The organism is Thermoanaerobacterales bacterium (assembly GCA_030019475.1).
GTDB lineage: Bacteria > Bacillota > Desulfotomaculia > Desulfotomaculales > JASEER01 > JASEER01.
In genome coordinates this window covers 16,215-30,303 of record JASEER010000016.1, presented here as the reverse complement: position 1 = coordinate 30,303, position 14,089 = coordinate 16,215, and the positions used below count along the sequence as shown (strand labels likewise).

Here is a 14,089-nt window from a genome sequence, read left to right as displayed (position 1 = left end):
GTTGAAAAAACGGGGGCTGTTCAAAAACGAGCATGGCGCGGAAGGCGAAGCCAGCCAGCGCGGAGCGTACTGGGTGGTACGTGGGTACTGGGCGGCGAGCGTGACAAAGCCAGGCGAAGTTTTTCAACAGCCCCTTTTTGCGTTCCCCCGATTTTCAGCCGATGTTCAGCCGTACTTCAAGCAATGTTCAGTTTTCGCTAAGGGATGATTCAGGCAACGCGGGTATTATTTGGCAAGGTGGACACAAGCGGCACAGTGGACTTTGGGACAGGAGGTGTTTTCTGCAAAAGGGTTGTTGTGCCGGCCGGGTCGCGGCAAAGGGGCGACATTATCGGCGTGATCCGGGCCGGGTCCGACGATGTTCGGCGATGGCAATCGGAGGTTGGAATTCGGAGGCTGGGAGATGAACAAAAAGAAGTGGCTGCTCCTGGGTCTGACAGTGGCTTTGTTGTTCGGGTCGGTGGGTTGTAAGAGCAATGCCGGCGCGGACGGCGGTCAGGCGACCGATACCTCGCAACAGGCGGTTGTTTCCGAGGCGCCCTCGGATGCGGGTACCGGCCGGGCGGAAGAGCCGGCGGCGGCGGGCAACGACGGCGGCACCGCCTCCGCCGACCAGGATCGGCAGCCGAAGCAGGGCGCTGTGCCGGGGGGCGGTCCCCGGGGCGGTCCGATGGAGGACATAGCCGGGATTCTCGGCATGACCGCCGAGGAACTGCAGACCGCGTTGAAATCCGGGAAAACCCTGGAGCAGTTGGCCGCCGCCAAGGGGATGACGCTGGCGCAGCTTAAGGAGAAACTGTTGGCCGAGACAAAAGCAAGGCTGGACGAAGAGGTGGCCCAGGGGAAAATGACCGCCGAGCAGGCCCGGAGCATATTGGCCGGATTACAGAATATGGATCTTGATAAGTTGGACGCGGGGCCGGAGAGGGGTGAAGGGGCTCCGCCGGAGCCGCCGGCTTCCTGAGGGGAGAAGCCGATCAAGGATATTGTCCGTTGGTTCGTGGTGCAGGCAGCATTCGCTTCGGGTGCTGCCTGGCTCGTCTAATGCTCGGGCGGGCATTCCGGGGCGGCCCAAGATGCTCCTTCAGCGTACACTCAGCCGGTATTCAATCAACGTTCAGTTTCCGTTAAGGGGCGATTCAGGCGGCGCGGGTATTATTTCGGCAGTGGTTGTGAAACAGCGTGAAAGCTTAAAGGGGGGCGAGGCGCGGAATGTTCAGCAATAAGCACGGAGCCGTCCAGTTCCTGCGCTTCTGCATCGTCGGGGTCGGCAACACGGAGGTCGATTTGGCGTCTTTTCTCCTGCTGACTCTGGGCGGGGTGCCGTACCTGCCGGCCCAGACACTTTCCTATGCGCCGGCATCGCCAACAGTATCTTCGTCAATCGACGATGGACCTTCCGGGCGGCGGGCCAAGCCGACGCCTCGGAGGACATCCTGTTCGTTGCAGCCTACTACCTTTTGTTGTTGTTTGGTTACCTGGTCAAGGTTTTATCAAATGTTGCTATTAAGACTCAAGAAGAAAAACATATGCCTTGCGATGCTGAACCACCTGCGACCAGGTCTCGGGGGCTGGGGTTCACAGAGCTGTCACGTTTTGTCCACAACAAGGTCATATCTCGTAGCTAGAATACTGGTAAAGGATGCCAAGGAAGGTGATCAGGTGCGCGCTGAGGATGACGATGGCCGTATCGATAACCCTGAAATATGGAACGGAGGTGGGGTAGCGTGCTAAAGAAGTTGATTTCATTGGTTCTCATTACCTGTTTCGGGCTTTCCGGCCCGGGGGTTGCCTGGGCCGGGGAAGCCACACCATCCGGCCTTACGCTTAACCAAGCGATTGCTATGGCCGTCAAGTACAGCATCGCGGCCCAGAAGGCGGAGCTGGAAATCGACAGGGCCGAATCCTCATACGATAAAGCGGAGGACAGGTACGACACCGTGGTCGAGGACGTCTACAGCGACGGCAGTGACATGGACGCGGCGTGGGCCGCGGTACTCCAGGCCGACCTGGGGTGGCAGAAGGCGAAGAAAAACTACGATGCCGCCCTGGATGGCGTGACCCTGAAGGCGTGTCAGCTGTACTGGGGCATTCTCGAGGCGCAGGAGAAGGTGGCCGCCGCGGAAGCGGCCGTGAAAAAGGCCGAGCTGGACCTGGGCAAGACCCGTATCGTCTACGACCGCGGGCTGGTCAGCAAGTACGGCTCCTCGGTGACCCTGGGCGGGAAGACGGTCATGAGCCTGGACGCGGCCGAGAAGGCGCTGCTCAAGGCGCAGGGCGACCTGGACGCGGCCAAAAACGGCGTGGAGACGGCCTACATACAGTTCGATCAACTGGTGGGTTTATCCCTGACCGACCGGCCGGCGTTGGCGGATGACGTGGAGTTCTCGCCGCTGGCGGTGGACAACCTGGAGGCCGAGGTCAACCGGGTCCTGGATGAGAGCCCTTCCGTGTGGATCGCCGAGCAGAACGCCAAGTACACGGAAGACCTGTCCTACTGGGACGCGGCGGAGGACGAGGAGGTGGAGCAGGCCGAACTCGACGTGAAGAATGCCAAGGACGCGGTACGGCTGCAGATGCGAAACCTTTACTACACCCTCCAGGAACTGGAGCGGTCCTACGCCCTGGCCGAAAAGAACATCGCGGTGGCGGAGGCCGACCTCCGGGTCAAGCAGATCCTGCAGCGGTCAGGTTTGGCCACGGCGGCCGAAGTGACGGAGGCCGAGGCGGCCCTGGCCGAGGCCAGGCTGTCGTTGAAGCAGACGGCCATCCAGTACGCATACAACAAGCGGCTGTTTGAAAAACCCTGGGCGGCATCGTATAGCTAGTCGCACACCACGGGCGAGGGGTTCATCGGGATTAACGCCGGTTACGGGTGGCGCACCACAAGGAAATCGAGGGGGAATACGGTTTTGGTTTCGGAAGGTTCACTGCCGACAGAGTCAGGACGCGGCGTGCGAGGACGGCTTTTGAGTATACGGGCCGCCGCGGCGAAAGCGCTGCCTTTTTTCAGGCGGCAGCCGCGGCGAAAACTGTTCATCATTCTCGGATTTTTGGCCGTTCTGGGGGCCGGGGTCGGATACCGGTGGCTTGGCGGGGAAGCCCAGGCAAAGTATATGACGATGCCTGCGAGCCAGGGTAGTATCGTCGAGTCGATTAGCGCCACAGGAATGGTTGAGGCGCAAAAAAGTATCGGTTTAAACTTTCAAAACAGCGGCAAAATTGCAGCGATTTTTGTTAAACCCGGCGATTACGTCAAGGCCGGAGAACTGTTGGCGTGCCTTGACACTTCGAGTTTGGAGGCGGAACTGGCCCAAGCCAAAGCGAACTATGAGGCCAATCTGGCGGAGCTGCGCAAGCTGCAGGCCGGACCCAAGGCTACCGAACTGGCCCAGGCGGAGGCGGATCTGATCGAAGCCCAAAGTACGTACCATAATGCCGAAGAGACCCTGAAAGCGAATCAAGCCCTCTTTGAGGCCGGTTTTCTGACCCGGGCCGATCTGGACAGGTCCGTTGCCGACCGTGACGCGGCCGCCGCGAAGTTGCGCTACGCGAAGGCGGCCCTGAAAGAACTTCAGGAAGGCACTCAACCGGAAGATCTGGCCGCCGCCGAAGCTCAGGTTCAGGGCGCACTTGCCGGTTTGCAGGAGGCGCAGAACAACCTCGACGCCGCCGAACTGCGTGCTCCATGGAACGGATTCGTGACGGACGTCGAAGGTGAGGTGGGCCAGCACATCAGCGGCGGCGGCAGCAACGATGACACGACCAACGGTTTTATATCCCTGCTGACCTCGGACCTGCGGCTGTCCATCCAGGTCAACGAGGCCGACATCGGCCGCGCCAAAGTCGGCCAAACGGTGACCTTTACCGTCAATGCTTACCCTGAGAGGACCTTTACGGGCAAGGTGACCCGCATCGCCGCCGAAGCGACGACGGAAAGCAACGTGCAGTTGTATGATGTGGATGCTTCCGTGGACGATCCCGATCAACTTCTCAAGGCCGGCATGTCGGCGAGTGTCAGGATTATCGTTAACCAGAAGGACGATGTTATTACCATTCCCCAAGCGGCCATTACGTACGCGGCCAAAAATCAGGCCATAGCAGCTTCGGGTGGCAACGAGGGCGGAACACGGCCGGCGACCGGCAGCGGCAAGACGACAGGGGCAGTACCTGGTGGTGAGCCTGGCAGCGGCAAGGCGACGGTTACTCGTGAACAGGTCCGCGCTCGTATGGAAGCAGCGCCTGGCGGCGCGACTGGCAGCGTTGAGCCGAAGCAGGGAGAGGGTGCTGAGGGTAACGGTAAACAGGCCACAGTGCTGGTCCTGGAAAATGGACGCCCGCAGCTACGGCACATTGTGACAGGTTTAAGCGATGCCAGCAACATCGAAGTCATCAGCGGACTGGATGTTGGCGAACAGGTCATCATTGGCGCCAGTACCGAAAAACAGGCAACGAGCAGCGGTACGAGCGGTAGATCAACGACGACGAGACAGATGCAACCGATGGGCCCACCAATGATGGGGAGGTAAGGGATCATGGGTAACCCCGTCATCCAGCTCAACCAGGTAACCAAAGTCTACGTCACAGGGGATATGCAGGTACACGCCTTAAGGGGGGTCGACTTGACCGTATCCCCGGGAGAAATGGTGGCGATTATGGGGTCGTCGGGGTCGGGCAAGTCCACCCTGATGAACATCGTGGGGTGTCTTGACCGTCCCACAAGCGGAGAATACCTGTTGAACGGCCGGGATGTAAGTAAGCTGACGCGGGATGAATTGGCCGAGATCCGCAACCGCCGCATTGGTTTTGTGTTTCAAAGCTTTAACCTGTTGAGGAATACCATGGCCTGGGAGAACGTCTGTCTGCCACTGATTTATGCCGGTGTCGCCAAAAGCGAGATGAAGGCCAGGGCTTGGGCAGCCCTGCAGCAAGTGGGGTTACAGGGGCGGGAACGGCATCTGCCCAACCAGTTATCCGGCGGCCAGCAGCAAAGGGTGGCCATTGCCCGCGCCCTGATTAATCAGCCGGCCATAATCCTGGCCGATGAACCCACCGGCGCTCTGGATACCAGGACCAGCATTGAAATGATGGCCCTGCTGCAGAATTTGCACAGGGAACAGGGACTCACCATCGTCATCGTCACTCACGAACCCGATATCGCTGCCTACTGCCAGCGGTTGATCCGCCTGCGGGACGGGACAGTCATAGAAGACAGGGTGCTGGAAAAGCCGCGGCAGGCGGCGGAAGAATTGGCGGCCGTTGCTCAAAAGGAGGTCTGTGCATGAGTTTCCGGGCGGCCCTGGCCGTAGCCTGGCGGGGCCTGATGGCCAATAAAATGCGTTCGCTGTTGACGGCGCTGGGCATCATCATCGGTGTGGCGGCGGTGATCGTCATGATCAGCGTCGGCCAGGGGGCCGGTAAACAGGTGACCGATCGCATCGCCAGCATGGGGTCGAATCTGCTGATGGTCAGGCCGGGGACCGGATGGGGCCCTGTCCGCAGCGCCGGCAGTGCCTCCATGAGCCTGACCATGGATGATGCGGAGGCCATTCAAGACCTGCCTCTGGTGCAGAACGTGGCGCCGGAAACCAGTCAGTCGGTTGTTTTTACTGCCGGGAGCCAGACTTGGACGACCAATGTAACGGGAACGACTGAATCCTACCAGGAGATCAAGAGCCTGTCCTTGGAATCAGGTTCTTTTTTCTCCGCAGAAGATGTTGACCGGGCGGCCCTGGTAACCGTCCTCGGGCAGACGGTGGTAGAAAACCTTTTCCCCCGGGGAACGAATCCGGTTGGCGCCACGGTCCGTCTCAACAACCTTGAGTTCACTGTGGTCGGCGTCCTGGCTTCCCAGGGCGGCGGCATGGGGGGCGCCGACCAGGACGACGTGGCCTATATTCCCATTACCACCGCGCAGATACGCTTCACGGGTGAAAGGTATGTCCGTATGATCAATGTCCAGGCGCAGGACGAGATGAGCCTGGCCACGGTCGAGGAAGAAGTGGCTTCCCTCTTGCGACAGAGGCACCGCCTCAGCGATCAGCAGGAAGACGACTTCACGATCCAGAACATGACCTCGTTGATGGAAACCGTCGAAGACACCACGAGGATCATGACCCTCCTGCTGGCCAGCGTCGCCGGGGTGTCCTTGCTGGTGGGCGGCATCGGGATTATGAACATTATGCTGGTTTCGGTCACCGAACGCACCAAGGAGATCGGGATCCGCATGGCCGTGGGCGCCACCGGCGGGGCGATCCTGACGCAGTTTCTCATCGAAGCCCTGGTGCTGAGCCTGGCCGGCGGGGTGATCGGCATGGTTACAGGGGTTGTCGGGAGTAAGGTTGTTTCGCAGGTGGCCGGCTGGCCCACGGTGATCTCGGCCGGCGCGATCGTGCTGGCCATCGGTTTTTCCGCCCTGGTGGGGGTTTTCTTCGGCTATTGGCCGGCCCGCAAGGCTGCCGGCGCCGACCCCATCGAGGCCCTGCGTTTTGAGTAGCGAGAAGCCGTTACCGGGGGAATACGGACGGTCATATGCTAGGGGGAAAGGACCGTCTCGAGGAGGGGAAGGGGGGATGGCCGCCGGCACCCGGTGAGCAACTTATAGACAGGGACCTGCAGGAAGTACGCCGCATCGTGCTTGAAGGCCTGCGTGGCCACGAGGCGAGGGTCGCTGTTCGGCTCCCGGGCCGGCGCCTCCTTGGAGGAACGGGGTTACCCATCATGAAGCCCCTGGCGGGGGGCGCGCTGAGAAGGGCGGGCCCGGCCCTGCGTTTTGTGCTGGAGCACCCGGTGAGCACGGTGATTCCGGGAATGGACGATGTGCAACAGATCGACGAGAACGCCCGTAGCGGAAGCGAGAGGCGGCCGCTGTCGCCTTCGGAGCGGGAAGTGTTGGAAGAGGAAGCAGCGCAGCTGGGGGCCCAATTCTGCCGCCGCTGCGAATACTGCCAGCCCTGCCCGCAGGGGATCGATATCCCGATGGTGTTCCTTCTTGACGGCTATTACACGCGCTATGACCTTAAGGCCTGGGCCAGGGAGCGGTACCGGGCCTTGAAGTCCAAAATAGGGGACTGCATTGACTGCGGCGAATGCGAGAGCAAGTGTCCGTACAGCCTGCCGATCCGGCAGATGCTTAGGGATGCAGGGGCCCGCCTGGGTCCGTCCGAACCGAAAAAGGAGTCTTAGAGCGGCAACATTGGGGCCGGACGCCGGCCGTTAAAGGCCGCCTGGGCTGAAGCGTGGAAGGGGGTTCTGACCTGGCGCAGAACCCCTCTGTCTTATCCTAATCGCGGCCCGGGGGCGGACAGGTTACGCTATTCATGGGGTTAGCATATTATGGCAAACAAGGTAGAAAGGAGGTAAACTGGTGAAGGAACGGCTTGACCCTACGTCTATCCCAAAATATGTTGACCCCTTGCCCATTCCCCCCGTCTTGCGGCCCAGACACCGCTTATTCGGCATCAAACACTACACGGTAAAGATGAGGCAGGTCCGGCAGAAGCTCCACCGGGACACCCCGCCGACCACGGTCTGGGGTTATGAAGGGATGTACCCCGGCCCGACGTTCGAGGTCCGGACGAACGAGATCATCAAGGTCAAGTGGATCAACAGGCTTCCCATCTTCCGGCACCTGCTCCCGGTCGATAGAACCATCCACGGGGCGGAGCCGCCCAACCCCCGCGTGCGCACCGTCGTGCACCTGCACGGGGGTAATGTTCCGGCCAGGTACGACGGCCACCCCGAGGCCTGGTTCACCAACAGATTTCTGGTCACAGGCCCGTACTTCAAGAATATAACCTACGTCTACCCGAACATCCAGCCGGCGACCACCCTGTGGTATCACGACCATGCGCTGGGCATCACGCGCCTGAACGTTTACGCGGGATTGGCCGGCTTCTACATCGTCCGCGACGCCTACGAAGACCGGCTGAACCTGCCCCACGGGCCCCACGAGGTCCCTCTCGTCATCCAGGACCGGTCGTTCCAGCGCGACGGCTCGCTGTTCTATCCCGCGCGGCCCGAAGACGCCCCGCCGGGCGCCCGCCTGCCGGACCCGTCCATCGTTCCCGAGTTTTTCGGGGACACCATTGTCGTCAACGGCAAGGTCTGGCCGTACCTCGAGGTGGAACCGCGGAAATACCGCCTCCGTTTCTTGAACGGGTCCAACTCCCGGTTCTACCGGATGAGGCTTTCCTCGGGTCAGCCCTTCTACCAGATCGGGACGGACCAGGGGTTCCTGGACGAGCCGGTGCCGCGTGAAGAACTCCTCTTCGGCCCCGGGGAGCGTCTGGACGTCATCGTCGACTTCTCAGACTTCGGCAACGAGACCATTACCCTGTTGAACGACGCGCCGACCCCGTTCCCCAACGGTGATCCGGTTAAGGAGGGCACCACAGACCAGATCATGCAGTTCAGAGTGACCATCCCGCTGGCCGGCCCGGACACGAGTTCGCTGCCCTCGCGGCTTGTGCCGGTGATCCCCCTGCCGGAAGAGGCGGCGCTAAACATCAGGAACCTCGCCCTTGTCGAGGATACGGACCGCTTCGGCCGCTTGATGCTGATGCTTGACAACAAGAGGTGGTCCGACCCGATCACTGAGCGGCCGCAGTTAGGGACCGTCGAGATCTGGCGCCTGATCAATACGACGCCGGATACCCACCCGATCCACCTGCATCTGGTCCGGTTCCAGGTCCTTGACCGGCAGCCGTTTGACGTTAACGCTTACCGGGCGACGGGCGAGATCCGCCATGCCGGTTCAGTAGCACGGCCGGACGCCGGCGAAAAAGGTTGGAAGGACACGGTGCTGGTCCATCCGGGCGAGGCGACCCGGATCATCGCCCGCTTCGGCGACTTTACCGGTAAATACGTGTGGCACTGCCACATCCTGGAGCACGAGGACCACGAGATGATGCGGCCGTACGAAGTGGTAAGGTAGACATCGGGAATCCCGGGGGTTCCGCGCAGGCCGCGGAACCCCTTTCTGCACTCCCGGGGGTTGAACACCTCCCGCGGACCGAGACCGCTTGAACTCGGGCGGTAATCACGCTATAATTAAATAGTCTGACCGGGCACACGGAGAGATGGCCGAGCGGATGAAGGCGCACGCCTGGAGAGCGTGTGGGCGGGTAACCGCCTCGTGGGTTCGAATCCCACTCTCTCCGCCATATGAGAAGGGCGACGTGAGAGGTTGGATGTGGGACAGGGTCAACGCCACCCGAAGCTTCTCACGTTGATTTGTCTTAAGTTTGGCCGTGCTAGACGGGGGGGTAGCGGCACCCTGTAACCCGCAATCCGCTACAGCGGGGTCGAATTCCCGCCCGCGGCTGCGGCTTGTGGGGTCTGACCGCTGTAAGGGGTGTTGACGGTTGGGTCTCGCGCGACGGAGCTTCCCGAACCGTGTCAGGTCCTGACGGAAGCAGCACTAAGGGAACCACTCCGGGTGCCGCGAGGTCACCTGGCCCGAGCCACCTGCAGCCGGTAACGCCCGGAAGCCGTCTTCCAGAGGCGGGTGCACGGCCGAGTTTGAAGGGGACAGGACTGTTCAAAGGTCCTGTCCCGTTTTATTTTGCCCTTAGACACCCCCTTTTGGTTGCCATTCGATTATGCCAGGTAGGTAGGATAGAATGGACTTAGCAAAGATGGCAGGTGGCTGTTGTGGCAACGGAGATGCGGATTTCGGCGAAGGGACAGCTGACCTTGCCTACAGTGTGAAACACTTTCGCGCCGTCAAGGAACTGGAGGTGCGGGCCGTGGCCTTCGGCCCGCGGCTGGTGCGCTTCGTGACCCACAAGGACGTCAAGCGGGAGGATATCGACTACGCCCTGCAGGTCGCGCGGGAGGTGCTTGCCTAGTAGGCGTCGCCCGTAGTACGGACCGACATCCACAGGCCGAGGCCGATCATCGGCGCTCCGAGAACGGTCCACCGGTGCAGGGCGAAGTAGGCGAAAAGCACGCCGAAAGCCTGCTTCACGGCGTAGATGGGAACCCAGAAGTAAAGGGCATAACTGAAGAGGATGAGCAGTCCGGGGATGAGGAAAAACAAGAACTTCGTCCGGTCGAAGACGGTCGCCCGCCGGTGGCGAAAGGCGCCCGCCAGGCGCGGGATTCCGAGGGACACCGCGGCGCAGAGCATCAGAATGGACCCCACCGGTTCGAGGAGCAACTCCCGGCTAAAACTGCCCGCGCAGGCTTTGAGCACGGGACCGTAACGGTAGAAAGCGAAAACGAAAAGCCAGAACAATAAGACGCCGGCAAGGTACCAGAGGCATTGGTGCCACTGACGGACGGTTTCTCCCTCCCGTTGGGAGGCGGTCCCCGGGTGCTGTTTAAACCTAACCGCTTCTCCTATGGCCACGCCGAGCAGGATGCCGGGGACGGGGGAATGGGCTACGTGCAGGGAGATGATGTGCAGGTCCGCCGGCAGCCAGGAGTACATGTCGGCCACTGCCGGCACATAGAAAGCCAACCCTCGGGGAGCCATCAAGACGGCCGCCAGCAAATAGACCAGCGCCGGCGGGTTGAAGGCCGGGACGAGCCCCCTGCGGCGCCGGCGGTGCCACCCGGGCAGATACAGGGCCAGGGTGCCGGCCAGGGCCAGCCCGGAGGCCAGCATCATCGTCAGTCCGTGAGTGAATGGTCCCGGAAAGTCGCGCGGATCCCACGTCAGGGTCGGCAGATAATAAGCCAGGCCGACGGCGGCCGGCAGGGCCAGGACCGTGATAGCATCCCCGAGCCGGTGGCGCAGGAGAGCCCAGCGGTCGGCCGGGGTGGCGCGCATGATCCGGCTCCCCACGGCGGCCGGGCGCCCGAAACCGGCGACAGCCAGCCGGGCGGCATCCTCTTCGGAATGCCCTTTGAGCACGTAGTCCTGCGCCCGCCGGCGCAGGTGGGCCTCCATCTCCTCCCGCAGCACCCGCGCCTCCTCCTCGGGCAGGCGCAGTTCAAGAAAAAGCCGGTCGAGGTACTGTTGGATCAGCACGCCCTAGTCACCGCCCTTCGCCGGGTTGTTGCCGCCCCGTCCGTCGGTGACCTTGATCGTCTCGGTGTGGGAAACGCCTTGCTCCAACCAGGTTATCGTTACTTCACCCGAACGCAGAGTACGGTCGGTGTCCCACCATGGAAGATGCCAGGACCCGCCGCCGCATCCGGTGGCGACCCGCTTACCGTGCTCATCACTGGACCAGAACCGGCTTTGCCCCAGCAGGGGTACGTTGGTCTCAACGATGACCGGTCCGCCCGCCCTGCCGGTTCCCGTGCGGTACAGGGTCGTTTGCTTATAAATCATTCCCTGCCCCATCTCCACCAGCACCACGGCGTCCCAGTACTGCCCCCGGCCGGTCAGAGCTTTCCAGCCCCGCTCCTGCGTGCAGCCGGAGAGGGCCGGGACCAGGATGCCGACGACCAGCAGGAAGACACAAGTCTGTATCCAACCTAAACGAAGCACGGCTGTTCTCCCAGGAGACGGTCCAACAAACGGCGGAACTCGCGCCACTCGGCCGTCCGTTCCCGGAATGCCTCCCGCCCCGCCTTGGTCAGGCGGTAGTACCTGCGGCGGGGACGGCCGCAGACCTCGGGCTCCTCCCAGTAACCCTCGATCAAACCCGCCTTCTCCATGCGACGCAGGGAAGGATACAGCGTGCCGTCCTTGAATTCCATGCGGCCCTCCGTCAGGCACTCGATTTCCCGGCAGATCTGATAGCCGTACATCGGTTCGCGGGCCAGGAGGCCCAGGACGATGGTATCCACGTAGCCCGCCTTCACTCTCGGGCCGGATTGCTTGCTCATTACTGTCTTTTCCCCCTTGCAATGGTACCTAGCTTAGCTAGCTATAAAGTAAAGCTGTATATAGAAAATGTCAAGGATAAATTCCGTGCCGCAAAGGCCGGCGCCGGGGTCGTGAAAGCAATGAGTCCCTCATCTTGGGTGGGAATCGGCGGACCGGAAACAAGTTCTCGCCGGTCATTCTTTGTCGGAAAGTGTCGCAACATTTATTGATCCAACGCCCCCCCTTCCTGCGTCATGTATAGTGAAGCCGGAAAGGAGGTGTGAGAATGTGGCTGCTTCACATCACCTATTAGCGTAACCACTAAAGGGGAACCTTGGACTGCTTCAGGTAGGCCTGAAGTAGTCCAAGTCCCTTATTTTGGGGAGCTGAGAACGTTGCAAAGAAGTTTAAAAGCCCTGGCACTTGTGGTATTTGTACTAGTTACCCTGGGATGCGTCGAAAAAAGCCCTGTCGAAGGTCATCGCATTATGGCAAATACCGCTCAATGGTATCCTGTAACCAACAGATAGGGGGATGCCCGGGTGAACCTCGGCTGTTGGCCAGTAGAAAGAGATTACTCTTTGATGCGGATGGATGACTGATGATAACCGACGAGGCAAAATACGGGTCTCTTCTAGCTGTTTTACTGATGATCCTGTTTGTGATAGGAAACATCATTAGCCCTTCACAGCGTACACTGAGTGTTTTTCCTTGGTTCGTAGACTTACTCGCATTCCCGATCGTACTATACCCGGCGATCAGGGCCATTGGAATCAGACGACACGGTAAATCACTTACCGTTCGACAAGGATTATTGATAGGCGAGACTATCACCCGCTGGGCAGCGTTTCTATTTGCGGTAGTTGCCGCGGGCTACGCTTATTTCCGCTTTGAGCACTACGTACTTTGGTTGGCAGCCTTCGTAATGACCGTCGCAATAACGTGGCTTACGGGGTTGGTGTCCTCACTTCTGTGTATTTTGTTATCAGCAGACGGTTATCGGCTAATTGATCACTATGATTCTTTACTTGGAATAGTTCATAAGAACGTGTACAGGAGGATTATCCGTGAGCTTAATCGATTTCTGGATGGGACTTAGCTTGATAACTCTGATTCTTATGTCCTATATGGTGTGGCGCATACTTGAGATTGTTTACAGGATCGAGAAACAACTGAACAGGGATCGTCAAAAAGGTCAAATGGCAGAAATGGCGGCGGAGGATGAGGACTGCCCGTGACAGGCGATAAGTATGGACATGGAAGCCGGGTTGCGTTTAGCTGTCAGGAGTGAAGCACAGCCGTTAGAGAGGCTGTCTCTTTGAAAGGGGGTTCTCCTTGAATCGTATGGGGCTCCGAGGCCTGCACGCCTTACCGGCAATCTTCACAAACCTTATGATGATCGGCCATGGACGGCAATGCCGGTTCACGGCCGTAGCTTTACTCTTCATCTTCGCAGCGGCGCTGATCACAGGTTGCTGCTCTGAAAGTCCATCGTCCCCTGTAGACAGAGACTTGGTTCGTGAGGCCTTGATTAAGGAGGATTTGCCGGCGGGTGACCGTCTTAATTTGCGGGTCTTAACAACCGCACCTTTTAGGGAGGGATATGTGGCCCTTTACTGTTACGACGTAGGCGGCACTCGCTTCTTGAACTATAAGTTGTTCCAACTGAAGAACGGCAGGGTTGTGCTCAGGGGCGGCGGCGGAGGCGTTGCCGAGCCGATAGATGGGGTCATCTCCCTGTCAAGCGGGGGCGCAGAAGCCAGCTCAGGCCTGGAGAAACCATACGTCGTAACATATGGGCAAGTCTACGATCCAGACATCAAGACAGTTAAGATCACCTACGTTAATGGCGAGACCAGAGAAGCAGAGGTCACCGACGGCTGCTATTTAGTCATTTATGATGGGTCTTGGAAGGGTGTTAAGAAACTCGAAGCCCTGGGTTCCAATTCGGAGGTTGTTTTCACTATGCCCTGACGCTTTGCGACCGCTGCCCTTCCCGGCGCCGGGAGATACCAGTCAAAGGCCCGGACCGCCAAGAGAATTGTCTAAGCCCTCTTCCAGGCGTGTTGCGTGTCTGCGGCGCCGCTTGCCGGTACACCGCGCCCCGCTTAGGCGGGGCCTTTTCTCGGGCTCTATGCCCTTGTCCCGTATTGGGATAAGTTTCACAGGTTATGGAACTGCTGGCGAGGGGTTTTCGACCGCTCGCCGGGGCGGTGTTGCCCGCCGGTCCGCGCGGTGCTATTGATGAAGTAACAAAAGGCTGCATCCGGAGGTCCTGGGTACCGGTATCCGCGGATACCGGCTTTTCTGCCCCGTCTATTGTGC

At 60.1% G+C, this 14,089-nt stretch carries 13 protein-coding genes, 1 tRNA gene and 1 other RNA gene; 12 read left to right on the top strand and 3 right to left on the bottom strand.

The window, feature by feature from the left end:
• The first annotated feature begins 403 nt into the window (after window positions 1-403).
• From QMC81_05925 to QMC81_05880, 10 genes are all read left to right on the top strand, one after another.
• Window positions 404-964, top strand: a complete 561-nt coding sequence (locus QMC81_05925) for a hypothetical protein (protein MDI6907010.1) — start codon at window positions 404-406, stop codon at window positions 962-964.
• A gap of 763 nt (window positions 965-1,727) precedes the next feature.
• Window positions 1,728-2,828 carry a TolC family protein gene (locus tag QMC81_05920; protein MDI6907009.1) on the top strand — a complete coding sequence of 367 codons (1,101 nt, stop codon included), beginning with the start codon at window positions 1,728-1,730 and terminating at the stop codon, window positions 2,826-2,828.
• Between the two features lie 84 nt (window positions 2,829-2,912).
• Window positions 2,913-4,529 carry an efflux RND transporter periplasmic adaptor subunit gene (locus QMC81_05915; GenBank protein ID MDI6907008.1) on the top strand — a complete coding sequence of 539 codons (1,617 nt, stop codon included), beginning with the start codon at window positions 2,913-2,915 and terminating at the stop codon, window positions 4,527-4,529.
• A gap of 6 nt (window positions 4,530-4,535) precedes the next feature.
• Window positions 4,536-5,285, top strand: coding sequence for an ABC transporter ATP-binding protein (locus QMC81_05910; GenBank protein ID MDI6907007.1), 750 nt, complete (start codon window positions 4,536-4,538; stop codon window positions 5,283-5,285).
• On the top strand, window positions 5,282-6,496 hold the full coding sequence (locus tag QMC81_05905) for an ABC transporter permease (protein MDI6907006.1): 1,215 nt from the start codon (window positions 5,282-5,284) through the stop codon (window positions 6,494-6,496). Before QMC81_05910 ends, QMC81_05905 begins: the two co-directional genes overlap by 4 nt.
• Before the next feature lie 224 nt (window positions 6,497-6,720).
• Entirely contained in the window at window positions 6,721-7,185 is a 465-nt protein-coding gene (locus tag QMC81_05900) for a 4Fe-4S dicluster domain-containing protein (GenBank protein ID MDI6907005.1), read from the top strand.
• Between the two features lie 181 nt (window positions 7,186-7,366).
• Window positions 7,367-8,935, top strand: coding sequence for a multicopper oxidase (locus tag QMC81_05895; protein MDI6907004.1), 1,569 nt, complete (start codon window positions 7,367-7,369; stop codon window positions 8,933-8,935).
• Between the two features lie 139 nt (window positions 8,936-9,074).
• Window positions 9,075-9,164: transfer RNA gene (locus QMC81_05890), tRNA-Ser, on the top strand.
• Between the two features lie 85 nt (window positions 9,165-9,249).
• Window positions 9,250-9,516: signal recognition particle sRNA large type (gene ffs, locus QMC81_05885), an RNA gene on the top strand.
• A gap of 191 nt (window positions 9,517-9,707) precedes the next feature.
• Window positions 9,708-9,851: a hypothetical protein gene (locus QMC81_05880; protein ID MDI6907003.1), complete on the top strand. Its 144-nt coding sequence runs from the start codon at window positions 9,708-9,710 to the stop codon at window positions 9,849-9,851.
• Here QMC81_05880 and QMC81_05875 read toward each other — a convergent pair.
• The 3 genes from QMC81_05875 to QMC81_05865 are packed head-to-tail and all read right to left on the bottom strand — an operon-like array spanning window position 9,848 to window position 11,784.
• Window positions 9,848-10,978, bottom strand: a complete 1,131-nt coding sequence (locus tag QMC81_05875; protein MDI6907002.1) for a permease prefix domain 1-containing protein — start codon at window positions 10,976-10,978, stop codon at window positions 9,848-9,850. The genes QMC81_05880 and QMC81_05875 overlap by 4 nt on opposite strands.
• A gap of 3 nt (window positions 10,979-10,981) precedes the next feature.
• Complete coding sequence (locus QMC81_05870) at window positions 10,982-11,443, bottom strand: hypothetical protein (GenBank protein MDI6907001.1); 462 nt, start codon at window positions 11,441-11,443, stop codon at window positions 10,982-10,984.
• Window positions 11,431-11,784 carry a helix-turn-helix transcriptional regulator gene (locus QMC81_05865; GenBank protein ID MDI6907000.1) on the bottom strand — a complete coding sequence of 118 codons (354 nt, stop codon included), beginning with the start codon at window positions 11,782-11,784 and terminating at the stop codon, window positions 11,431-11,433. Before QMC81_05865 ends, QMC81_05870 begins: the two co-directional genes overlap by 13 nt.
• A 1,047-nt stretch (window positions 11,785-12,831) precedes the next feature.
• Here QMC81_05865 and QMC81_05860 point away from each other — a divergent pair.
• Window positions 12,832-13,002, top strand: a complete 171-nt coding sequence (locus QMC81_05860) for a hypothetical protein (GenBank protein MDI6906999.1) — start codon at window positions 12,832-12,834, stop codon at window positions 13,000-13,002.
• Window positions 13,003-13,408: 406 nt separating this feature from the next.
• Window positions 13,409-13,738 carry a hypothetical protein gene (locus QMC81_05855; GenBank protein ID MDI6906998.1) on the top strand — a complete coding sequence of 110 codons (330 nt, stop codon included), beginning with the start codon at window positions 13,409-13,411 and terminating at the stop codon, window positions 13,736-13,738.
• The last annotated feature ends 351 nt before the right edge of the window (window positions 13,739-14,089 follow it).